General features: G+C 70.8%; 20 protein-coding genes. 12 read left to right on the top strand and 8 right to left on the bottom strand.

Going from position 1 to position 22,759, the window contains the following annotated elements:
* Positions 1 to 48 precede the first annotated feature (48 nt).
* On the top strand, positions 49 to 789 hold the full coding sequence (locus tag L3Q67_RS37500; RefSeq protein WP_499186151.1) for an aldo-keto reductase family protein: 741 nt from the start codon (positions 49 to 51) through the stop codon (positions 787 to 789).
* Positions 790 to 791: 2 nt separating this feature from the next.
* On the opposite strand, the gene L3Q67_RS37495 is transcribed toward L3Q67_RS37500, so the two are convergent.
* The 6 genes from L3Q67_RS37495 to L3Q67_RS37470 form a co-directional block, all read right to left on the bottom strand.
* Positions 792 to 1,646: a hypothetical protein gene (locus tag L3Q67_RS37495; protein WP_499186150.1), complete on the bottom strand. Its 855-nt coding sequence runs from the start codon at positions 1,644 to 1,646 to the stop codon at positions 792 to 794.
* A 97-nt stretch (positions 1,647 to 1,743) separates the two neighbouring features.
* On the bottom strand, positions 1,744 to 2,649 hold the full coding sequence (locus L3Q67_RS37490) for a 3-methyladenine DNA glycosylase (RefSeq protein ID WP_499186149.1): 906 nt from the start codon (positions 2,647 to 2,649) through the stop codon (positions 1,744 to 1,746).
* Positions 2,646 to 3,695 (bottom strand): hemolysin family protein, encoded by a 1,050-nt coding sequence (locus L3Q67_RS37485; RefSeq protein ID WP_499186148.1) that lies wholly within the window; start codon positions 3,693 to 3,695, stop codon positions 2,646 to 2,648. The genes L3Q67_RS37490 and L3Q67_RS37485 overlap by 4 nt, the downstream gene beginning before the upstream one ends.
* Entirely contained in the window at positions 3,692 to 5,059 is a 1,368-nt protein-coding gene (locus L3Q67_RS37480) for a hemolysin family protein (protein ID WP_499186147.1), read from the bottom strand. Before L3Q67_RS37480 ends, L3Q67_RS37485 begins: the two co-directional genes overlap by 4 nt.
* 208 nt (positions 5,060 to 5,267) lie before the next feature.
* Positions 5,268 to 5,846, bottom strand: a complete 579-nt coding sequence (locus L3Q67_RS37475; protein ID WP_499186146.1) for a DinB family protein — start codon at positions 5,844 to 5,846, stop codon at positions 5,268 to 5,270.
* A 12-nt stretch (positions 5,847 to 5,858) separates the two neighbouring features.
* Entirely contained in the window at positions 5,859 to 6,458 is a 600-nt protein-coding gene (locus L3Q67_RS37470; RefSeq protein WP_209666376.1) for a TetR/AcrR family transcriptional regulator, read from the bottom strand.
* Positions 6,459 to 6,643: 185 nt separating this feature from the next.
* On the opposite strand from L3Q67_RS37470, the gene L3Q67_RS37465 reads away from it, so the two are divergent.
* Genes L3Q67_RS37465 through L3Q67_RS37450 form a run of 4 tightly spaced genes read left to right on the top strand, consistent with a single transcriptional unit; the run spans position 6,644 to position 9,821 of the window.
* Complete coding sequence (locus L3Q67_RS37465) at positions 6,644 to 7,048, top strand: hypothetical protein (RefSeq protein ID WP_499186145.1); 405 nt, start codon at positions 6,644 to 6,646, stop codon at positions 7,046 to 7,048.
* Positions 7,049 to 7,055: 7 nt separating this feature from the next.
* Positions 7,056 to 7,685: a DUF3558 domain-containing protein gene (locus L3Q67_RS37460; protein WP_499186144.1), complete on the top strand. Its 630-nt coding sequence runs from the start codon at positions 7,056 to 7,058 to the stop codon at positions 7,683 to 7,685.
* Positions 7,686 to 7,695: 10 nt separating this feature from the next.
* Entirely contained in the window at positions 7,696 to 9,063 is a 1,368-nt protein-coding gene (locus tag L3Q67_RS37455) for a hypothetical protein (RefSeq protein WP_499186143.1), read from the top strand.
* Positions 9,060 to 9,821 (top strand): ESX secretion-associated protein EspG, encoded by a 762-nt coding sequence (locus L3Q67_RS37450; protein WP_499186142.1) that lies wholly within the window; start codon positions 9,060 to 9,062, stop codon positions 9,819 to 9,821. The genes L3Q67_RS37455 and L3Q67_RS37450 overlap by 4 nt, the downstream gene beginning before the upstream one ends.
* A gap of 197 nt (positions 9,822 to 10,018) precedes the next feature.
* On the opposite strand, the gene L3Q67_RS37445 is transcribed toward L3Q67_RS37450, so the two are convergent.
* Positions 10,019 to 11,212: a Glu/Leu/Phe/Val dehydrogenase gene (locus tag L3Q67_RS37445; RefSeq protein WP_499186141.1), complete on the bottom strand. Its 1,194-nt coding sequence runs from the start codon at positions 11,210 to 11,212 to the stop codon at positions 10,019 to 10,021.
* A 246-nt stretch (positions 11,213 to 11,458) separates the two neighbouring features.
* Here L3Q67_RS37445 and L3Q67_RS37440 point away from each other — a divergent pair, with 246 nt between their 5' ends.
* The 7 genes from L3Q67_RS37440 to L3Q67_RS37410 all read left to right on the top strand — a co-directional run bounded on the left by L3Q67_RS37440 (position 11,459) and on the right by L3Q67_RS37410 (position 19,365).
* Positions 11,459 to 12,382 carry a LysR family transcriptional regulator gene (locus L3Q67_RS37440; RefSeq protein ID WP_499186140.1) on the top strand — a complete coding sequence of 308 codons (924 nt, stop codon included), beginning with the start codon at positions 11,459 to 11,461 and terminating at the stop codon, positions 12,380 to 12,382.
* 205 nt (positions 12,383 to 12,587) lie between these two features.
* The gene (locus L3Q67_RS37435; protein WP_499186139.1) at positions 12,588 to 13,859 is read left to right on the top strand and encodes a glutamate--cysteine ligase family protein; all 1,272 of its coding nucleotides are present in this window, start codon (positions 12,588 to 12,590) and stop codon (positions 13,857 to 13,859) included.
* 6 nt (positions 13,860 to 13,865) lie between these two features.
* Positions 13,866 to 15,221, top strand: a complete 1,356-nt coding sequence (gene egtB, locus L3Q67_RS37430; RefSeq protein ID WP_499186138.1) for an ergothioneine biosynthesis protein EgtB — start codon at positions 13,866 to 13,868, stop codon at positions 15,219 to 15,221.
* Between the two features lie 5 nt (positions 15,222 to 15,226).
* Complete coding sequence (gene egtC, locus L3Q67_RS37425; RefSeq protein WP_499186137.1) at positions 15,227 to 15,970, top strand: class II glutamine amidotransferase domain-containing protein; 744 nt, start codon at positions 15,227 to 15,229, stop codon at positions 15,968 to 15,970.
* Positions 15,971 to 15,986: 16 nt separating this feature from the next.
* Positions 15,987 to 16,964, top strand: coding sequence for an L-histidine N(alpha)-methyltransferase (egtD, locus tag L3Q67_RS37420; protein WP_499186136.1), 978 nt, complete (start codon positions 15,987 to 15,989; stop codon positions 16,962 to 16,964).
* 102 nt (positions 16,965 to 17,066) lie between these two features.
* The gene (locus L3Q67_RS37415; protein WP_499186135.1) at positions 17,067 to 18,677 is read left to right on the top strand and encodes an alpha/beta hydrolase; all 1,611 of its coding nucleotides are present in this window, start codon (positions 17,067 to 17,069) and stop codon (positions 18,675 to 18,677) included.
* Between the two features lie 262 nt (positions 18,678 to 18,939).
* On the top strand, positions 18,940 to 19,365 hold the full coding sequence (locus L3Q67_RS37410; RefSeq protein ID WP_499186134.1) for an MgtC/SapB family protein: 426 nt from the start codon (positions 18,940 to 18,942) through the stop codon (positions 19,363 to 19,365).
* Between the two features lie 467 nt (positions 19,366 to 19,832).
* On the opposite strand, the gene acnA is transcribed toward L3Q67_RS37410, so the two are convergent.
* A complete protein-coding gene (gene acnA, locus L3Q67_RS37405; RefSeq protein ID WP_499191737.1) occupies positions 19,833 to 22,652 on the bottom strand; it encodes an aconitate hydratase in 2,820 nt (939 codons plus the stop codon).
* Positions 22,653 to 22,759 lie beyond the last annotated feature (107 nt).

Raw genomic sequence — 22,759 nt, 5'->3', positions numbered from 1 at the left:
CAGGTGAGAGGATTCTCGCAGCGGGATCGCCCCGCCGGCGGAGAGCCAGTGAGGAAGAACTTGGTGAGCATCGCGCTGCACAACGAGGTCCCGCTCCCGCTGATCAGCTTCGACGCCGGTGCCCTGCCGCCGGACGCGGTCGCCGGTTCGGTGCGCCAGGCACTCGACGCCGGCTACCGCGCCATCGGGGTGCGCCCGTCGGGCGAGTCCGGTGCCGGTGAGGCGATCCGCGACCTGCCGCGCGAGGACGTGTTCATCACGCTGACCCTGCCGGGTACCGGGACCGGCGACGCGCTCGCCTCGGCCCTGCGTATGCTCGGCACCGAGCGGATCGACCTGGTGCTGCTGGAACGCCCGACCGCGCAGGCCTGGCGCGAGCTGATGCGAGCCCAAGCCGAGGATCAGGTCCGTGCGCTCGGTGCCGCGGGCCTCGCCGCCGACGGGTTGCGGCACTTCATCGACACCATCGGGTTACCCGCGGTGCACCGGCTCGAGCTGCACCCGCGTGAGCCTCGAGCGGAACTGCGGGCCCTGCACTCGCGGCACGGCATCGTCACCGTCGCGGCCGACCCGCTCGGGCCGGGCGACCTGCCCGCCGTGCTGCGCGGGCTGGCTGCCAAGTACGGCAAGAGTCCGGCCCAGCTCGTGCTGCGCTGGCAGCTCGAGCTGGGTCACGCCGTGGTGGTCGGCCCCGGCCCGCGGACCCTGCTCGCCGAGCAGCTCGGCGTGTTCGACTTCGAACTCGCCGACGACGACCTCGCGGTGATCGCCGAGCTCGAAGGCACCTGAGTTCAGGCGGCCGTGAGCCCGGCGGCCGCGAAGTCCGCCTGCTGCGCGGGCTCGGTGAGGAAGCCGCGGAAGGTCTGGGCCGCCCGCTTCTGCACGTCGTCCACGCCGTTGCCGGACAGCCCGAGGTACGGGTAGTCCGCCGAGCGCGCGGAGGCCACCGACTGCGCCGGTGAGCCGATCATCTCGGGCTTCTTCGTGGTCAGCTCGCTGATCCACCAGGAGGTTTCCGGCAGCCAAGCCGCCGGCATGCCGCGGATGGAGGTCAGCTCGCTCTGGCCGAGCAGCGCGTCGAGCACCCGCTGCGAGGCCATGGCGTCCACGGTGATGTTCACGCAGTGGCCGTGCACCACGGTCTTCGCGTCGTTCCAGCGGGTGGCCGCGGCCTTGACCGGCGCCTCCGCGCTCGGGGTCACGATCACCCGCAGGCTCGCGTCGCCTTCGGCGCAGCTGGCGGCCTGGGCCTCGGCGCGGCTGTTCAGCTCGCCGCTGGCCCAGCCCCAGCCCAGCCAGCCGAGGCCGAGCAGCGCGACCAGCACCAGGCAGGCGATCGGCCAGGTGGCCACGCGGCGGCGGCGCTTGCCGATGGCGCGGTGGCTGCCGGTGGCGCTGATCGCCTTGTGGCTGCCGGTGGTGGAGACGTCACGCTCCGGGCCCTGTTCGGGCGGCGGCGCGGGGGTGAAGGAGGGCGGGGGTTCCGGTGCGCGGCGGGGAGGCCGGGGTGCCGCGGGCCGGGGTGGTGCGTTTCGAGGAGGTGCGGTCCGGGGAGCGGACGTCCGGGTCGCGGGGGAACGATAGCCGGACGATCTGCCGTGAGGGGGTTCCGGAGCCGGGTCCTCGACCAAGCTGTGTCGCCCCATCGTGTGCCTTTCTGGTCTGATGCCTAGACGCTCTCAGTATGCAACCAAAACGTTATCACTCTAACAGACGTAATCTGGACGGGAAATGCGATGACGCTCAGTTGTCGCACAGCCTGCCAGCAACGGTACAACCGGACAATAGTGTGTCGCTGCACTCGATCAGGCGAGCGCGCAGGGGGGCCGCCCGCCGGGCGAAAGCCCCTTGCGCCCTGGCGTATTCGGCCCGTCCGGCCGGCGTTTCGATCGGCACCGCTGGGTAACCGAACGGGGACAAATCGTAAGGACTGGCGCGCATGTCCAGCTCGCGGATGTCGGCCGCCAGTTCGAAACAGTCGCCGAGCAGTTCGGCCGGGACGAAGGGGCCCAGTTTGTAGGCCCATTTGAACAGGTCCATGTTCGCGTGCAGGCACCCCGGCTGCTCGAACTCGAGCTGCGTGTCGCGTGCGGGGGAGAGGGTGTTGTGCGGGACGGCTTCGGGGGTGAAGAAGCGGAACGCGTCGAAGTGGCCGCAGCGCACCTCCAGTGATTCCACCACCTCGTCGGTCCCGGCACCGCCCAGCCGCAGCGGCAGCTGGGCGTGCCGGACCTCGTCGTGCGGTTGCCGGTAGACCATCGCCCACTCGTGCAGCCCGAAGCAGTTGAGCCGCGCCGGCCGAGACGCCGTGGCCGCCAGCAGCGAGGAGACGAACCGCGCGGTCCGCTCCCTCGCCGGGGTGAACGCGGCCGGGTCGACCGTGACGCCGTCCTCGGTCTCGTGGTACCCGCGCCGCTCGAGGAACCGCTTCGCGGCCTCGCCCGCGAGCACCACGCCGAACCCTGGCTGCCACCGCTCCACGTGCGACGGCCGGTGCGAGTAGTAGGTGAACAGGAAGTCCAGCACCGGGTGCTTCTCACCGCGGGAACGGCGTTCGGCGTGCGGCACGGTCCACTTCCGCATCCGCGCGACGTGGGCGTCCTCGCGAGCCCGCCATTCGGGCTCGGCGAGGACCACGGGCTCGCTCACGCCGTCACGTGCGTGCCGTCCCGCACGGTGCCCACGTATTCCTCGACCAGGTCCTCCAGCGCCACCACGCCGACCACGGTGCCATCCGCGTCCAGCGCCCTGGCGAGGTGCCCCCGTTCGCGGCGCATCACCGACAGCGCGCTGTCCAGCTTGGCCTCGGCCGAGACCTGGCTCAGCGCCCGCGTCTTCGACGGTGGCAGCTTCGTCTCGGCCGGTTCGCCGACCAGGTCCAGGATGTCCTTGACGTGGATGTAGCCCGAAAGCCTGCCTTCGGCGTCCAGCACCGGAAAACGGGAGAAGCCGGTGCTCGACACCGCCTGCTCGACGTCGCCGACGGTGGGCGTGGCGGGCAGCGTGGTCAGGTCGCCGACCGGCACGAGCACGTCCGCCACGGTCTTGCGGACCGAGGACAGCGTCTGGCTCAGCCGCTGGTGCTCGGACTGCTCCAGCAGCCCCTCCCGGCGTGATTCGCTGAGCAGTTCGGCGAGTTCGGCGGAGGTGTAGGCGGTCTCCAGTTCGTCCTTCGGCTCCACCTTGAGCAGCCGCAACCCCGCGTTGGCCACGGTGTTCAGCAGCCAGATGAACGGGTTCGCCAGCTTCACCCACGCCACGTGCACCGGCACCAGCCACAGCGCCAGCCGCTCCGGGTCGGCGATGGCCAGGTTCTTCGGCACCATCTCGCCGATCAGCACGTGCAGGACGGTCATCACAATCAGCGCGAAGGCGAACGCGATCGGGTGGATCACGTACCCGGGCAGCGGCAGCCCGATCGCGCCGAAGGCCGCCTCCAGCTGGTGGGCCACCGCGGGCTCACCGAACTGGAGCAGCAGCAGGGAACAGATGGTGATGCCGAGCTGCGCGCCCGCCAGCATCTGCGAGACGTGCTTGCTGGCGTTGATCACGATCCGCGCGCGTGCGGTGCCCTGCTCGGCGAGCGCCTCCAGGCGGTCGCGCCGGGAGGAGATGAGCGCGAACTCCGCGCCCACGAAGAAAGCGTTGGCCAGCAACAGCAGGCCGATCAGGGAGATGGCCACCCAGTCGTTCACCTGGACACCTCCACCCGGTGCGAGACAGCCGGTTCCGCGGTGGCGGAGCCGATTTCGCGGACGCTCGGCCGGACGCTGACCTCGGCGATGCGGAGCCGGTCCATCGCGGTCACGGTGAGCTTCCAGTCGTCGACGTCGGCGGAGTCACCGGGTTCGGGGATGCGGCCGAGGCGTTCGAGCACCAGGCCCGCGATCGTCTCGTAGTCGCCCTCCGGCATGCGGAAACCGGTGATCTCGCGGACCTCGTCGGCCCGCAGCTGCCCGGAAACCACCCAGCTGTCGGTGCCCAGCTGCCGTGACGACGGTTCCTCGCGGTCGTCGTGCTCGTCGAGGACGTCGCCGATGATCTCTTCGACCACGTCCTCCAGGGTCACCAGCCCGGCCGTGCCGCCGTACTCGTCGACCACGATGGCGAGCTGGTAGCGCGAGTCGCGCAGGCGGTTCAGCAGCGCGTCACCGGGCAGCGACTCGGGCACGGTCGGCACCGGGCGCATCACCGAGCCGATCCGCACGGTCTCGCGCTCGGCCTGGCGGACGGTGAACGCCTGCTTGACGTGCACCGCGCCCTGGACGTCGTCGAGGTCCTCGTTGTAGACCGGGAACCGCGAGAAGCCGGTGCGCTGGGACAGCTCGATCAGGTCGTTGATCGCCTGGTCCACGGTGAGCGACTCGACCTGCACGCGCGGGGTCATCAGTTCCTCCGCGGTGCGGTCGCCGAAGCGCAGGGACTTGTCGAGCAGTTCGGCGGTGGCGGTGTCGAGCGTGCCGCTCTCCGCGCTGGCCCGCACGATCGAGCCCAATTCCTGTGGCGACCGGGCCGAGCGCAGTTCCTCCTGCGGCTCGACGCCGAACTTGCGCACCACCCAGTTCGCGCTGTTGTTCATCATCGTGATGAGCCACTTGAAGGTCTTCGAGAACCGCGAGTGGTAGCCGGCCACCGCGCGGCCGGTCTGCAGTGGCCGGGCGATCGCCAGGTTCTTCGGCATCATCTCGCCGAGCACCATCGACAGCGAGGTGGCGATCACCAGCGCCAGCACCACGGAGGTGCCCGCGGCCACCGCGGGCGAAAGACCGAGCCCGATCAGCGGCGGCTCGATCAGGTCACCGATCAGCGGCTCGGCCACGTACCCGGTGATCAGCGTGGTCAGCGTGATGGCCACCTGCGCGCCGGAGAGCTGGAAGGACAGCGTCCGGTGGGCTTCCAGCAGCGTCTTCGACTTCTTGTCGCCGACCTGGCGGACATTGGCTTCGACGGTGCTGCGCTCGAGCGCGGTGAGCGAGAATTCGGCGGCGACGGCGAGGCCGGTGCCGATGGTCAGCACCACCACGAACAACACGCCGAGGATCGACAGCAGGATTTCCATCACCGGGCTCCGGCCTGCCGGTGGTGGCCGGATCGATGGCCGGTGGGCGGGGGATCGGGGAAGCCGGGTTTGCCACCCGGCTTAGTACTGTCACCAGGTGACGGCGCGTCGCGCACGGAAGAATCTCTCCTCGGGAGGGGTTGTCACGTCTTGTGGATGATACCGGCCGGTTCCGCCGAATGTGCGAGTGCTCGGCGGATGTCCCTGCTCACAGCTTCGCCCGGGTGAGTCCCGGATCGCGGCCGAGCAGGGCGACCAGCCGGTCCGACGGCGTGGCGTCCGCACCGGCTTCCACGGGGGCCTCGAAGATGCCGCTGCCTTCCCAGCCGGACACCTGCGGGCCCAGTTCGGCGAGCAGGTCCTCGGCCAGTCCGTCGTCGATGCGGTACTCCGCGCCGATGGCCACCGCGAGGTCCCAGCCGTGCACGGCGAGGTCGCCGGTCATCTGCCAGCCGTAGTCCTCGAGCGGGATCTCGCCGGACGAGACGTGGACCGTCTGGCGGCGGCTCTGCTCGAAGGCCCGCCGCGCGGCCTTCGACGCGATTTCCCAGCGCCGGACCGGGTGGTCACCGAGCTGGTCGCCGTCGTAGCGGTCGCCGACCTGCTCGGTGGTGGCGCCTTCGAGCAGGTCCGGGGCCCAGAGCTGTTCGTACACCAGGTGCCCGAGCAGGTCCCGGACCGTCCACTCGGTACACGGCGTCGGATCGGCCCACTGGTCGCGGCCGATGCGGTGGACGAGGGCGTCGAACCCGCGCAGGGCTTCAGCGTGTGCGTCGAGGAAATCCATGATCCGAGTCCATCACGGCCGCGCGGCACCCGCAGGGTTCCGGTGGTGCACGCGCACGGTTTCCTCCACCAGGTCGAGCACCGGGGTGAGGTGGTCGGCGGGCAGGCCCATGGCGAGGTGCGAGACGAGCCCTTCGAGCACCAGCTCGAGGAAGGCGGTGAGCACGTCGACGTCCACGTCGTCCCGCAGCTTGCCCGCTTCGTGCTGGCGCAGCAGGCGCTGGCGGGTGGCGCGGGTGAGCTGGTCGGAGCGCTCGGCCCAGCGCGCGCGGAACTCCGGGTCGGTGCGCAGGCGGCGGGACAGTTCGAGCCGCGTGCCCAGCCAGTCCGCCGGGTGCGCGCTGCCCTCGGAGAGCAGGTCGCGCATCACCTGCACCAGGCCCTGGTCGGCGACCACCTGCGCCATGCGGACCGCGTCGTCCTCGGCCAGCGCCAGGAACAGCGACTCCTTGTCGCGGAAGTGGTGGAAGATCGCGCCGCGCGAGAGTCCGGTGGCTTCCTCCAGGCGGCGTACCGTGGCACCCTCGTAGCCGTAGCGCGCGAAGCACACGCGAGCGCCGTCAAGGATCTGCCGCCGGCGAGCGTCGAGGTGGTCCTGACTGACACGTGGCATCGTCCGATCCTGTCACCCGGGGTAGTGCCTTCGCAATCCGTACGTACGTACTGTGTTGTCGGGTGACTGGTGGATCGGCGAATTTCCCCCGTCCCGGCGGAACCCTGCACTAGTCTGCTGCGTCACAGGCATGATCACCGTGCCGGGTTTCGTGACTGGATTTTCGTGGACTGGGGAGAGCGGGCATGTTCGACGTGGGTGGTGCGGCCAGCGCCGCGGTGCAGAAGGTCTGGGGAACTTTGCCCACCGCCGGCGCCCCGGCCGCCGCACCCGGTGGAGCGGGCGGTTCCTTCGAGATGGACGCCGAGGAACTCGACGCGGTCATCGGCCTCTGGGAAGCCGAGCTCGACAAGCTGGTCGAGGACGCGCAGGTCATCGAAGACATCTCCTGGAGCTTCACCCCGCCCGCCACGGACGACGCGAGCGTCGGCTACGTCAACGCGGGCGTCGACTCGATCGAGGCGCTGCGCTCGCAGAACGACTCGATGCTCAAGTACGCCCAGGAGTACGTGAAGAAGCTGAAGGCGGCCAAGGAAGCCACGGTGGCCGCCGACGAAGCGAAGGCCCAGGCACTCAAGACGGCTGAATAGGGCAAGCGTGAACAAGCTGAAAGCTGTGGTCCTGCTGGTGGTCACCGCGGCCTCGCTCGCCGCGTGCTCCGGGGAGACCGGGGGCAAGCCGCGGCCGGTGGAAACCGCCGCGCCCCAGGGTTCTTCGACCGGGCAGCCGCCGGACGGGCCGTCGATCCCGGACCCGCTCGACGCGAGCGCGTTCCTCGGCAACCCGTGCGAACTGACGCCACAGGCGAAGCTCTCCGGCCTCGGGTACACCGAGCCGGGCGAGCCGAAGACCGAGGACGACGTCGCCAAGGTGCTGGCGGGCCCGAGCTGCCACTGGCGTGGCACCGAGCCGGGCGTGGGCATGACGGTCCAGGTGCAGACCGGGAACCGGGACGCCGGGATCGGCGGGGTCGCCGGGCTGGAGAAGGCCAAAGAGAGCCGCCAGCTGGGTTTCCTCGAGCAGACCGAGGGCATCGGCGGATATCCCGCCTTCTTCGCGGGCCAGTCGGATCGCCGGGCCACCGGCACCTGCGCGCTCGCCGTCGGTATCGCCGACGACCTGACCTTCACGGTGACCAGCCTGGGGTACGAGGGCGCGCAGGACTCCTGCGACAACTCGACCGGGGTCGCCGCGATCGTGATCGACACGCTGAAAGGGGGCGCCTGAGGTGAGCGGCATGGACGGTCAGGCGATCTACGACAACTTCAAGGGCGGCGACAGCGATCGCCTCCGGTTGACCGCGGAGAACGTGCAGAAGCTGTCCTCCTCGTTCGAGGAGCGGGCGCAGAGCATCAAGTCGCTGCAGGAGCGGATGAAAGCCTCCTGGACCGGGGACGGGGCGAACGCGGCCAACGCCGGCGCGGGGCCGATGGAGCGCGCGTTCGCCGAGACCGCGGTGCCGCTGGACGTCACCGCGGTGTCGGTGCAGGCGCAGGCTTCCGGGTTCGACCACACCAGCAACGCGGTGGTGCCGGTGCCGCCCGCGCCGGAGAAGCCGAGCGGCTGGAGCCTCGGGCTGAAGTCGGCGATCCCGATCGCGGGGCCCTTCATGGCCGCCGACGAGGTCAACGACTACCAGAAGGGCATGCAGGCCCACAACGAGGCGAACGAGAACAACGTTCGCGCGATGGACCAGTACAGCGACATCAGCAAGAGCACCCAGCAGGCGCTGCCGACCGACTACCAGCTGCTGACCTCCGACGGCGCCGCGGTGAAGCTGAAGACCGACGGCCCCGGCCCGGTCACCCCGCCGAACTGGCGGGAACCGTGGCAGGGCAACGGGGAGAACGGCGACGACACCGGCGGCGGCTCCGGCGGTGGTGGTGGCTCCGGCTCCGGCAAGATCGACGACTCGACCGGCAGCAGTGGCACCGGGGGCACCGGGGGCACTGGCGGGAACGGCGGTACGGGTGGCACCGGCGGGACCGGGGGCACTGGCGGAACCGGTGGCACTGGTGGGACCGGTGGCACTGGTGGCGGCGGGGACACCGGCGGGACCGGTGGCGGCACCACGACCAGCGGTGACAAGGGTGGCAAGGACGGCGGCGGGACCACGACCAAGCTGCCGCCGAAGGTCCCGACCGGCAAGCCCGGCTCCGGTGACCCGGTGGTCGGCCTAATCAACAACCCGAACACGAGCAACCCGACGGGCAATCCCACCAGCAATCCGACCGGGCCGGGCAATCCGGCCACGACCAATGGCGGACGGCAGGGCGGCAGCGCCGCGGGCCGGCTGCTCGGCGGTGGCCCCGGCGGTGCCATGGGCGCGGGCGAGGCGGCGGCTCGTGGTGCGGGCAATTCGCTCGGCGCCGGTCGCGGCGCCGGTGCGGGTGGCCTGCTCGGCGGCGAAGCCGGCGGTCGCGGTGGCGCGGCGGCCGCGGGCCGTGGTGGCAGCGCGGGCGGCCCGATGGGCGGCGCGCCCGGTGCCCGCGGTCAGGGTGGCGAGGACGAAGAGCACCAGCGGCCGAGCTGGCTGGTCGAAGCCGACCCCGACGCGCTGTTCGGCACGGACGAGCGGACCATGCCCCCGGTGATCGGGGAGTGACCGCTCCGACGGTGGTCCCGGTCGCCGCGCTGGCCGCGCTGGTCGGCCGGGAACGGGCCGGGCAACTGCACATCACCCTGCAACCGCAGCCGATGTGGTACCCCGACCGCGATCGCGACGAGCTGTCCCGGCAGATCGACGAGGCGCTCGCCGAGGCCGGGCTGCTCGACCACACCGGCCGGACCAAGGTCGAGTTCCTGGACCTGCTGCCGTTGCTGACCTCGGCGTCGATCGAGTTCTACGGCTGGGCGACGCGCGGCGACGAGACCATCGGCCTGCTCGCGGCTTCGCGCGGCATGCTCGGGGTGCTCGCCGTGCGCTCGGGTGCCTGGGTCACCCTCCGTGAGGTCGGCCAGCACGAACTGCCCGAAGCGCTGGTCGCCGAACTGCCCGAGCTGTACGCGGGCGGCGGGCGGTCGCAGACGGTGCGGGTGCGTGACTTCGAGGACGCCGCGCGCGGCAAGGAGCAGGGCCGGACGCCGCCGCAGGCGATCTCCGACGTGGTGAAGGTCGTGCAGCGGCCGGTGCACGGCACCGGTGAGCTGTACGCGGGCAAACGCGACGAGGTCGGCCGCTACGCCCGGGTCGAGCATCCGCTGCACTACGCCGACACGGACTGGGGCCGGTACCTCAACTACACCGTCGGGGACGGCCCGGAAGCCGAAATCCACGTGGCCCCGGCAACCCCCGCCGCCCTGGCCACCGCCCTCCGCTCCCTGTCCTCCACCCTCACCCCCGCCCTCCGGCAGACGCTCTGAGTGGGGCCGCGTGCGGCGAGTGTGGAGTTCAACTGCAGGAGTGCGGAGTTCAACTGCAGGAGTGTGGAACTCAGCTGCCTGAGTGTGGGACTCGCCCGAAAGGTGCGTTCAGGCGAGTCCCACGTTCAGGCACCCGAACCCCACGTTCAGGCAGCTGAACTCCACGCTCGGGTAGCTGAACCCCGACCCGACGAGAACTACGGGATGGTGAGCACGGGGGTCAGGTGCTCGGTGGCGGCCCGTTCCACCCGGTTCGCCGCCGCGAGTTCCCAGCCGGTCTCGCGCGGCGGGCGGCGGTCGGTGTTCCACTGCGCCAGCAGCAGCGCCACCTTCGACTGCATCTCGGTGCGCAGCCGCAGGAACGAGTCCGCCGGGTCCGCGCCGACCTCGCCCAGCAGCAGCCACCACGCCCAGGCGGCGGCACCGGCGTTGGCGACGAAGTCGGGGATCACCGGGATGCCCGCCAGCACCAGGGTGGCTTCGGCGGCCTCGGTGGTGGCGGCGTTCGCGGCTTCCACGACCACCTTCGCCGCGACCTGCTCCACATTGTCCTCGGTGATTGCGTACGAGATCGCCGCAGGCACGAAGATGTCGGCCTCGATGCCGAGCACCGCGTCGCGCGGCAGCCGCTGCACGTCCGGCGCCACCTGGCTGCGGTCGATCTCCCCGTAGGCGTCGCGCGACTCCAGCAACGCGGGGACGTCCAGGCCCGCGGGGTGGTACAGGGTGCCTGCCGCGTCGGCGACGGCGGTCACCCGCATGCCCGCTTCGTGCAGGTACCAGGCCGCGCCCCCGCCCATGGTGCCGACGCCCTGGATGGCCACCGTGGTCTCGGCCGCGTCCCAGCCCCATGCCGACGCGACGCCGAGGCAGGACTGCGCGACGCCGTACCCGCCGACCACGTCGCCGAGCAGCAGGCCGCCCGGCACCGGTGCGTTCAGCCCGGTCTGCACGCGGCGCAGGGTGCGCGCCGGATCCGCGGCCCGCGAGATGGCCGCGTGGTAGGACTGCTCGAGGCCGAGGCTCGCGAACACCTCGTCGATCAGGTGCTGCGGCACGCCGAGGTCTTCAGCGGTCACCCAGTGCGCGTCGAGCCACGGGCGCATCGCCGAGCAGAACCGGCTGAGCACGTCGAAGGCACGCGGGTCCTTCGGGTCGAAGTCGATGCCGCCCTTGGCGCCGCCGACCGGCAGGTTGAACGTGGCCGTCTTGTTCGCCATGCCCCTGGCCAGGTCCTCGACCTCGGTCATCGTGCAGCCGGGGCGCATCCGCGTGCCACCGGTGGCCAGCCCGGAGACGAGCGTGTGCACCACGAGAAATCCTCGAGTACCGGTCACCGGGTCCGTCCAGGTCAACCTCAGCAACGGTTCGGTGCTGTTCTGGGTGCTCACTCGACCCACCTCCAAGCTGTTTCTCGAGCGGGCGGGCCCAGGTGGTTCCGGCGTGCACGGCGAACACACCGGTTTGGACCCACCCTCGGGTGCGGTACTCCACCGGTGTGGCTTCGGTTCTGGAAGGTCGTGCGACGAGGAAGGCGCTGGGGCGTTGCCGCATTCCGGGTTACCGGGTCCAGAGTGAGCCCCGGGCGCCCGGGCGTCCAGTTAAGGATCGTGCACGGTTTTGTTTAGGGTTTGTGTATGGAGTTTTCGTTGCAGAGACTGCGGATGCTCCGGGAGCTGGATCGGCGGGGAACCGTCACCGCCGCCGCCGGAGCACTGCACTACACGGCGTCGGCCGTTTCGCAGCAGCTGGCCCAGCTCGAACGGGACGTCGGCGCCAAGCTGTTCGAACGGCTCGGCAGGCGCGTCCAGCTGACCGAGCTGGGCAAGCTGCTCACCTCCCACGCCGAGGAGATCCTCGGCGCGGTCGAGCGCGCGGCACTGGCGCTCGAGGAGGCCCAGGAGTCGGTGACGGTCCGGCTCACCGCGGGGGTGTGGGCGTCGGTGGCTTCCGGGCTGCTCCCGCACGCGCTGACCGCGCTGGCCGCCGAGCACCCCGGCATCAAGGTGCGCACGCGTGAGCTGGCACCGGAGGAGACCGCGGACGCGGTCCGCGACGGTTCGCTCGACTTCTCCTTCGTCATCGACTACTCGGACGCGCCGATGCCGTGGGACCCCGGGCTGGAACGCGCGGTGGTGGCGGTGGAACGGCTGCACGCCGCGGTGCCGGCCGGTACCGTCCCCGCCGCCAGCATCTCGCTGCTCGAACTGGCGGACCAGCCGTGGATCCTGGCCAGTCCGAAGAGCCACTTCGGCCGGGCCATCCGGATCGCCTGCCGGCGCCACGGGTTCGAGCCGAAGATCGACCACGAGGTGGAGGAGCAGGCCACCGCGATGGCGATGGTGGCGAAAGGACTCGGCGTCACCCTGGTCTCCGATCTCGGCCTGATGCTGCGACCGCCCGGTGTGGACACGGTCGCGCTGGCCAGCCCGCTGATGCGGACGGTGTCCATCGCCTACCGCACCACCGCGCTGCGGCGGCCCTCGTTGCAGCTGGTGATCCACGCCGTGCGCGCCGCCGCCGCCGAACTCGGACTGGCCACGGAGACCACGCTTCCCTGACCGGCCGCCACCCCGGCCAGATTCGCTCGAATGGCGTAGCGATCACGCCCGGAATCGGGGTTTTGGTGCGGATCCCGCGCCCGTTTCGCCCGGCTGCGGCGCCCCGCGTTCACCTCGCCGCCACCGTGGGCGGCTGCGATTGTCGGACCCCGCGTGTAGCGTCCGAATCTTGGTGATCCCACTAGACATCGAGTTCGGAGGTGGCATGACGACGGTCAGAGATTTTCCTTCTCCCGCAACGGGTAACCTCGCCGCGCGGGTGGTTTCCGACCGCGCGGAGGGTGAGGCCTACGTCGCGTCGGTGTGCTTCAAGCACGGTCCGCCGAGACTGCTCGGGGTGGAGCTCGAGTACACCCTGCACCACCGGGACGACCCGTCCCGCCCGCTCGACCCCGGGGAACTGGCCGCGGCACTCGGCCCGCACACCCCGGTGACGCTCGATCCCGGCAGCCCGGCCACGCCGCTGCCGGGCGGTTCGCCGGTCAGTCTCGAACCCGGCGGCCAAGTGGAGCTTTCGGCCCTCCCCAGTGAATCCCTCGCCGATCTCGCCGGCGTCGTCGACGCCGATCTCGCCTATTTCACCGAACTGCTCGCCCGGTCCGGGCTGGAACTGGGCGCCACGGGCATCGACGCCCATCGCGCCCCCCGCCGGATCCTGCAGACCCCCCGCTACGCCGCCATGGAACGCCGTTTCGCGCCGGACGGTCCCGGTGGTGCCACGATGATGTGCAGCACGGCCGGGCTGCAGGTCTGCGTGGACACCGGCGAGGCCGAGCACCTGCCCGCGCGCTGGGCCGCGGTCCACGAACTGGGCCCGGTGCTGCTGGCCCTGTTCGCCAATTCCCGCGTGCACGCGGGAAAGGACACCGGCTCCGCCTCGGCTCGCTGGCTCGCGGTGATGGCCACCGAACGGGCCCGCACCTTCACGGCCACCGCCTCGCCGGACCCCGCGGCGGACTGGGGGCGGCGGATGCTGGACACGCCGGTGATGGTGGTGCCGCGGCGGGACGGTCCGTGGGACGCGCCGGTGCGGTTCACCTTCGCCGACTGGATCGAAGGCCGGGGTGAGGCCGGGGTGTTCGGCCCGCCCACGGTGGCCGATCTGGACTACCACCTCACCACCCTGTTCACCCCGGTGCGCCCGCAGGGGTACCTGGAGATCCGGTACCTGGACGCCCAGCCGGCGCAGGGCTGGCTCGACGCCACCGCGCTGCTCGCCGCCCTGCTCGCCCGGCCCTCCACAGTGGACAAGGCCCGCGAACTCTGCGAACCCGTCGCCGGTGCCTGGGAGGCCGCGGCCGGCCGCGGCCTCGCCGACCCGGCCATCGCCGCGGCCGCCAAGGCCGTGGCCGACCTCGGTTGCGCCGCACTCGGCGAAACCGGGCTGGCACCGCCGGTGATCGACCGGATCGCCGACGCCGTGCAACACCGAGCCGCATCCCCCTCAGCTTCGCCTACCCCAGAGGAAAGGGCGTGAACCCCCGTGGCTACCTCGACCGCGGAGAACAACCCGCTGCTGAACCTGAGCCCGCAGGACCTGCGCGCGCACACCGCCGAAGCCCTCACCAGGGCACGAGCCCGCAGCACCGCACTGACCGATGCCGTCGACGACGAGGACCTGGTGCGCCAGCACTCCAAGCTGATGTCGCCCCTGGTCTGGGATCTCGCGCACATCGGCAGCCAGGAGGAACTCTGGCTCGTCCGTGACGTGGGCGGCCGCGAGCCGCTGCGCCCGGCCCTCGACGAAATCTACGACGCCTTCATGCACGCGCGAGCGGACCGCCCCGGCCTGCCGCTGCTCGGCCCCGCCGAAACCCGCGCCTACGTCCGCGAAGTCCGCGACAAATCCTTCGACGTGCTGGAGAGGGCGCCGCTCGACGACGGGAACGCGTTGCAGCGCAACGCGTTCGCCTTCGGCATGATCACCCAGCACGAGCAGCAGCACGACGAGACCATGCTGGCCACGCACCAGTTGCGCCGCGGTGAGCCGGTGCTGCACGCCCCGCCGCCGCCACCCCGCCGCGCCGGTGCGCTGCCGTCCGAAGTGGTGGTTCCGGCCGGTGCGTTCGTCATGGGCACCACGGCCGAGCCGTGGGCGCTGGACAACGAACGTCCCGCGCACGAGACCCCGGTGGACGCTTTCGCCATCGACACCACGCCGGTCACCAACGGCGCCTACCTGGAATTCCTCGACGGCGGCGGGTACGCCGACCCGCGCTGGTGGAGCGAGGAGGGCTGGGCGTACCGCAACGAGCACGACATCGCCGCCCCGCGTTTCTGGCGCCGCGAAGGCGGACAGTGGTGGCGCGTCCGGTTCGGGGTGCACGAACGCATCCCGGAGGACGAGCCGGTGGTGCACGTTTCCTTCCACGAGGCCGCCGCGTACGCGGCCTGGGCGGGCAAGCGGCTGCCGACCGAGGCCGAGTGGGAGAAGGCCGCCCGGTTCGACCCGGTGTCGGGCCGGTCGCGCCGGTTCCCGTGGGGTGACGAGGAGCCGACGGCCGAGCACGCGAACCTCGGGCAGCGGCACCTGCGCCCGGCCCCGGTGGGCGCGTACCCGGCCGGTGCCTCGCCACTGGGCGTGCACCAGCTGATCGGGGACGTCTGGGAGTGGACGAGCAGCGACTTCCACGGCTATCCGGGCTTCCGCGCGTTCCCGTACCGCGAGTACTCGGAGGTGTTCTTCGGGCCGGGGCACAAGGTGCTGCGGGGTGGGTCGTTCGGCACGGACGCCGCGGCGATCCGCGGCACCTTCCGCAACTGGGACTACCCGATCCGGCGGCAGATCTTCTCCGGGTTCCGGTGTGCCAGGGACCTGACCACCGGCGAGCGGGCCTGAGCGCGATGTGCCGACACGTGGGTTATGTCGGCGAGCCCTGCTCGCCGGCGGAGCTGCTGTTCGAGGCGCCGCATTCACTGCTGCACCAGTCGTACGCCCCGGCGGACATGCGGGGCGGCGGCACGGTGAACGCGGACGGCTTCGGCCTTGGCTGGTACGGGGCGGCCGCCGAGCCGCTCCGGCACCGGCGTCATACTCCATTGTGGACAGATGAGGGGCTGCGCCCGCTGGCCGCTTCCCTGCGCACCACGGCGTTCCTCGCGGCGGTGCGCAACGGCACCGCCGGCATGCCGGTGAGCGAGGCGGCCTGTGCGCCGTTCGGCGACGGACGGTGGCTGTTCAGCCACAACGGCCTGGTCCGGAACTGGCCGGAGTCGGTGGTGTCGCTGGCGGAGAAGCTGCCGGTGGCCGACCTGCTGCGGCTTCCCGCGCCGACCGACTCGGTGCTGCTGTGGGCGGTGCTCTCCGCCCGCCTGCGCGACGGGGCCGAGCCGGTGGGCGCGGTGACCGGACTGGTCGGCGAGGTCGAGGCGGCCGCGCCCGGGTCCCGGCTGAACCTGCTGCTGACCGACGGCGAACTGCTGGTCGGTACCGCGTGGACCCACGCACTGTCCTATGTGGTGACCGAGACCGGGGTGGTGGTCGCCTCCGAACCCTGCGACGACCGGCCGGGCTGGACCCCGGTGCCCGAACGGCACGCGATCACCGTCCGCGGCCGTCAGGTCGAGATCATCCCGATTCCCTGCTGAGGAGCGAAAACCCGCCATGAGCGAACCCGATCTCACCGAGCACCACAGCCCGGTCGACGTCACCGAAGCCCTGCGCGCCGACGTGCGCGCCGGGCTGAGCGCACCCCGCAAGTGGCTGCCGCCCAAGTGGTTCTACGACGCGGCGGGCAGTGAGCTGTTCGAGAGGATCACCGCACTGCCCGAGTACTACCCGACCAGGGCCGAGCGGGAGATCCTCGCCGGCCAGGCCCCGGCGATCGCGCGGGCCACCGGCGCGCGCACCCTGGTGGAGCTGGGGTCGGGGTCGAGTGAGAAGACCCGCTTGCTGCTCGACGCGCTGACCGCGCACGGCACGCTGGAAACGTTCGTGCCACTGGACGTTTCCGGCGCGGCGCTGGCCGAAGCCACCGAGGCGATCGCCGCCGAGTACCCGAAGCTCGCCGTGCGCGGCGTGGTCGGCGACTTCACCGAGCACCTGGACCTGCTGCCGGGCGGGTCCCCGCGGGTGGTGGCCTTCCTCGGTGGCACCATCGGCAACTTCCTGCCCGCCGAACGCGCGAAGTTCCTGCGCTCGGTGCGCGACGTGCTGGAGCCGGGGGAGTGGCTGCTGCTCGGGGCCGACCTGGTGAAGGAGCCCGAGCGGCTGGAACGCGCCTACGACGACGCCGCGGGCGTGACCGCCGAGTTCAACCGCAACGTGCTGCGCGTGATCAACGAGCGGCTCGGCGCCGATTTCGACGTCGACGCCTTCGAGCACGTGTCGCACTGGAACGCCGAGGACGAATGGATCGAAATGTGGTTGCGTGCCACCGAAGAGCAGGTCGTCCGGATCCCGGGGGCCGACGTGGAGGTCCGCTTCGCCGCGGGTGAGCACGTGCGCACCGAGATCTCGGCGAAGTTCCGGCCGGAAGGCCTGGCCGCCGAACTGGCCGCCGCCGGGTTCGACGTGGCGGAGCGGTGGACCGACGCCGAAGGCCTCTTCAGCCTGACGCTGGCCGCGGCCGACAGGAAATGAGTTAACCGATTCGGACGGCGCCACGCCGGTCCCTCCCGTGGCATCCTCCGCTCGCTGGTGACGGCGAAGGGAGGACTCGTGTTCCACTCCACGGGAGGGCCGGTGCGCAGACAGGTGCTCGCCGGTGCGGTGGTGGCGGCGTTCGCGGTGGCCGGGCTGCCCGCGACAGCCGGGGCCGCGCCGGTGCGGGCACCGGAACCGGCGACGGTGGGGGCCACCGCGCCGGTCAACTGGACGGCGTGCCCGGCCTCGACGCTGGTCGGCGTGCCGCCCGCCCAGCACCAGAACTTCAGCTGCGCCTACTACCGGGTGCCGATCGACCACGACAACGCCGCACTCGGCACCATCGACATCTCGCTGCTGCGACGGCACGCCCGCCAGCCCGCGGCGAAGATCGGTTCGCTCTTCCTCAACCCCGGCGGACCCGGCGGCTCGGGCCTGCGCATGCCGATCAGCGCGGACCGCTTCCTCGAACCGGAGCTGCTGGACCGGTTCGACCTCGTCGGCTTCGACCCGCGCGGGGTCGGCGGCAGCAACCCGCTGCGCTGCTTCACCACCGCCGAGGACGAGGCCGAGGTGTTCGCCAAGCAGGTGTCCGTGCCGATCACCCGGACCGAGATGTCGGACTCGCTCGCCGCCTACCGCGACTACGCCGGCTTCTGCGACCGCAACGCGAGCAGCCTGCTTGACCACATGTCCACTCGGGACGTGGTCCGTGACCTCGACCTGCTGCGCGCCGCGGCCGGAGACCGGAAGCTGACCTACATCGGCTTCTCCTACGGCACGCTGATCGGCGCCACCTACGCGAACATGTTCCCGGAAACCACCCGTGCGCTGGTGCTGGACGGCAACGTGGATCCGGAACTGCGCACGAGCGACGGCCTGCAGTACGACCGGGAACGCGCGCGCGGCTTCGAAATCTCACTGAGCGCCTTCCTCACCGAGTGCAAGGAAGCCGGGCCGAAGTGCGCGTTCAGCCCCGGCGATCCGCGGCAGAAGTTCGACGAGATCCGCGAACACCTCCGCAAGCAGCCGATCCCGCTGCCCGCCGGTGGCTTGCTGACCATCCACGAGTTCACCGGTGGGGTCGGCAGCGCGCTGTACAACTTCTCCGAGTTCTCGGAGCTCGGCGAGAACCTGCAGTCGGTGTATGAGGTGCTGCACCCGCCGGCCACGAAGGCCGTGGCGGCGGCCGACCTGCCCACGCTGACCGCGCCGAGCACGCGGCACCGGTACGACGTGCGGCCGGACACCCCGTACACCGCGGACGATTCGTACTTCGCGGTGAACTGCTCGGACAAGGCGTTCAAGCACAAGCAGGGCAAGCTGCCCGAGATCGCCGCGCGGTGGGAGAAGGAGTCGCGCACCTTCGGCCGGTCGCAGGCGTTCGCCGACGCGGCGGCCTGCCCGGTGTGGCCCGGCGAGGAAGAGCCCTACACCGGGCCGTGGAACGCCAAGACCGAGACACCGGTGCTGGTGGTCGGCAACTACTACGACCCGGCCACCCAGTACGAGTTCTCCCGGCGGATGGCCGGCCAGCTCGGCAACGCGCGGCTGGTCTCGGTCGACGCGCACGGGCACTGCATCCTCGGTGACTCGCAGGGCGTGGACGACGTCGCCGCCGACTACCTGATCGACCTAAAGGCGCCGCCGCCCGGACTGGTCTTCCAGCCGGACGTGGCCCCGTTCGATCCGGTGCTGGCGGCGAGCTAACCGCGGTCGAGCCGGGCGACGCGCGAAGGTGTGTCGTCCGGCTCACCGCCTCGGACAGCCCCATGGCCGGGTGTAGAGTCGATCAGCCCTGATCAAAGGGCCGCGTCCGGCGGCCGGGGCCACGAAACGGAAGCGAGGTGAGCGGCACATGCCCGAGGACAGTCCTGGCGGGATCGGCACCGCCGCCACCCGCTGCGCGACACGGCGGTAGCCCTTCCCGTCCTGTCCGGTTTGTGTGCGCACGCCGGAAAGGCGGGTCGTGATGACCTACTTCGAAGTACTGCTGCGCATCGGCACCGGGGTCGGCCTCGGCGCGGCCATCGGGTTCGAGCGCCAGTTCCGCGCCAGGATGGCCGGGCTGCGGACCAACACGCTGGTCGCGGTCGGCTCGACGTTGTTCGTGCTGCTCTCGGCACACGGGTTCGACGGGCTCGGCAACGCCGACCCGACCAGGGTCGCCGCGCAGATCGTCTCCGGCATCGGGTTCCTCGGTGCCGGGGTGATCCTGCGCGACGGCGCGAACGTCCACGGCCTCAACACCGCGGCCACCCTCTGGTGCTCGGCCGCGGTGGGCGCGCTCGCCGGAGCCGGGCTCTACGGGGTCGCGGCCGCCGGTGCCGCCGTGGTGGTGCTGGTCAACGTCGGCCTGCGAGCCCTGGGCCACACCATGGACCGCCGCCCGGACTGACCCCCCCACCGGCACGAATGTGGCCCTCGGGACCCCCTCCACCCCACCGCCACATTCGTGCCCTCGACCCCCACACTCACACAGCCGAGTTCCACACTCAGGTAGCCGAACCCCGCATTCGGGCAGCCGAGTTCCGCATTCAGGCAGCCGAGTTCCACGTTCCCGCAGCCGAGTTCCACATTCGGGCAGGCGAGTCCCACGCTCAGGTAGCTGAGCCCGCATCCAGATAGCCGAACCCCGCATTCAGGCAGCTGAGATCCACGTTCCAGCGGCCGAGTTCTACGTTCGGGCGGCCGAGTCCCACATTTCCAGCGGCCGAGTTCCGCACTCGGGTAGCCGAGTTCCACGTGCCCGCAGCAAGTTCCACATTTGCGGGCTCGGGGCAGCACCCCTGAATGCCATGAGTGGGGCATTACTCGCGTTGAATGCAAGTAATGCCCCACTCATGGCATTTGTCAGGAAGTGGCTCAGGCGGTCATTTTGCGCAGCACGTACTGCAGGATGCCGCCGTTGCGGTAGTAGTCGGCTTCACCCGGGGTGTCGATGCGGACGACCGCGTCGAACTCCACCTTCGTGCCGTCCTGCTTGGTGGCGGTGACCTTGACCGTACGCGGGGTCTCACCGTCGTTCAGCTTGGTGATGCCCGCGATGTCGAAGGTCTCCGTGCCGTCGAGGCCGAGCGAGGAGGCCGACTCGCCTTCGGGGAACTGCAGCGGGATCACGCCCATGCCGATCAGGTTCGACCGGTGGATGCGCTCGAACGACTCGGTGATCACCGCGCGCACGCCCAGCAGCGAGGTGCCCTTGGCCGCCCAGTCACGCGACGAGCCGGAGCCGTACTCCTTGCCGCCCAGCACGACCAGCGGGGTGCCCGCCGCCGCGTAGTTCTGCGCCGCGTCGTAGATGAACGCCTGCGGCGCGCCCTCCTGGGTGAAGTCGCGGGTGTAGCCGCCCTGCACGTCGTCCAGCAGCTGGTTGCGCAGCCGGATGTTGGCGAAGGTGCCGCGGATCATCACCTCGTGGTTCCCGCGCCGGGAACCGTAGGAGTTGAAGTCCTTCTTCTCCACGCCGTGCTCGGTGAGGTACTCCGCGGCCGGGGTGCCCGGCTTGATCGCGCCGGCGGGGGAGATGTGGTCGGTGGTGACCGAGTCGCCCAGCTTCGCCAGCACGCGCGCACCGGAGATGTCGGTGACCGGCGCGGGCTCGGCGGTCATGCCGTCGAAGTACGGCGGCTTCCGCACGTAGGTGGACTCCGCGTCCCAGTCGAAGGTCTTGCCCTCCGGGGTGGGCAGCGACTTCCACCGGTCACCGCCGTCGAACACGTCGGCGTAGTCCTTGGTGAACATCTCCTGGGTGATCGCCGAGTCGATGGTCTGCTGGATCTCCTGCGTGGAGGGCCAGATGTCCTTGAGGAACACGTCGTTGCCGTCGCCGTCCTGGCCCAGCGGCTGCGACTCGAAGTCGAAGTCCATCGTGCCGGCCAGCGCGTAGGCGATCACCAGCGGCGGCGAGGCCAGGTAGTTCATCTTGACGTCCGGGTTGATCCGGCCCTCGAAGTTCCGGTTGCCCGAGAGCACCGACACCACGGTCAGGTCGTTCTCGTTGACCGCCGCGGAGACGTCCTCCGGCAGCGGGCCCGAGTTGCCGATGCAGGTGGTGCAGCCGTAGCCGACCAGGTGGTACCCGAGCTTCTCCAGGTACGGCCAGAGCCCGGCCTTCTCGTAGTAGTCGGTGACGACCTGGGAACCGGGCGCCATCGAGGTCTTGACCCACGGCTTGACGGTCAGGCCCTTCTCCACCGCGTTGCGGGCGAGCAGGGCCGCGCCCAGCATCACCGACGGGTTGGAGGTGTTGGTGCAGGAGGTGATCGAGGCGATCACCACGGCGCCGTGGTCGAGCACGAACTCACCGCGGTCGTCGGACTTGACCCGCACCGGGTTGCTCGGCCGCCCGGTGGCGCCGTCCGCCGCGGACTGCAGGTCCACCGCGTCCTCGTCGGCGAAGGACAGCGCGCCCGGGTCGCTGGCCGGGAAGGACTCTTCGACCGCCTCGTCGACGTTGGTGTGCGGGGTCTCCATCTCGCCGTTGACGTAGTCGTGCACCGACTTGCGGAAGGCGGACTTCGCGTCGGTCAGCTCGATGCGGTCCTGCGGGCGCTTCGGGCCGGCGATCGAGGGCACCACGGTGGACAGGTCCAGCTCGATGTACTCGGAGTACTCCGCCTCGCGCGACGGGTCGTGCCAGAGGCCCTGCTCCTTGGCGTAGGCCTCGACCAGCGCGACCTGCTCGGCCGAGCGGCCGGTCAGCTTGAGGTAGCGCACGGTCTCTTCGTCGATCGGGAAGATCGCCGCGGTGGAGCCGAACTCCGGGCTCATGTTGCCGATGGTGGCGCGGTTGGCCAGCGGCACCTCGGCCACGCTCTGGCCGTAGAACTCGACGAACTTGCCGACCACGCCGTGGCGGCGCAGCATCTCGGTGATGGTGAGCACCACGTCGGTGGCGGTCACCCCGGCCGGGATCTCACCGGTGAGCTTGAAGCCGACCACGCGCGGGATGAGCATGGAGACCGACTGGCCCAGCATGGCCGCCTCGGCCTCGATGCCGCCGACGCCCCAGCCCAGCACGCCGAGGCCGTTGACCATGGTGGTGTGCGAGTCGGTGCCGACGCAGGAGTCGGGGTAGGCCTGGCCGTTGCGGGCCATCACCGTGCGCGCCAGGTGCTCGATGTTGACCTGGTGCACGATGCCGGTGCCCGGGGGCACCACCTTGAACTCGTCGAAGGCGCCCTGGCCCCAGCGCAGGAACTGGTAGCGCTCGCGGTTGCGCTGGTACTCGAACTCGACGTTGCGCTCGAAGGAGTCGGCGGTGCCGAACACGTCGATGATCACCGAGTGGTCGATCACCAGCTCGGCGGGGGCGAGCGGGTTGACCTTGTCCGGGTCGCCGCCGAGGTCGGTGACCGCCTCGCGCATGGTGGCCAGGTCGACCACGCAGGGCACGCCGGTGAAGTCCTGCATGATCACGCGGGCGGGGGTGAACTGGATCTCGGTCGACGGATCCGCCTTCGCGTCCCAGCCGCCGAGCGCCCGGATGTGGTCGGCGGTGATGTTCGCGCCGTCCTCGGTGCGGAGCAGGTTCTCCAGGAGGATCTTCAGGCTGTAGGGCAGGCGCTTCGAGCCGTCGACCTTGTCCAGTCGGAAGATCTCGTACGAGGCGTCGCCGACCTTCAGCGTGTCACGCGCGCCGAAGCTGTCCTTGCTGGCTGGTGCAGTCACGTCTAACTCCATGGGCATGGACGGACCTGTGGAAAGTCGTCCCGGGTCAGTTCGGTGTGTTCGGTGCGGTCGTTCGGGTGGACCACCGCCGAGTCTTGCGCACCGACGCCGCGTCCGCA

This window comes from Saccharothrix sp. AJ9571 (genome assembly GCF_021725495.1).
Taxonomy (GTDB): domain Bacteria; phylum Actinomycetota; class Actinomycetes; order Mycobacteriales; family Pseudonocardiaceae; genus Amycolatopsis; species Amycolatopsis magusensis.
Note: the sequence above shows the minus strand (reverse complement) of the source record. Positions and strands in the feature narration are given on the sequence as shown.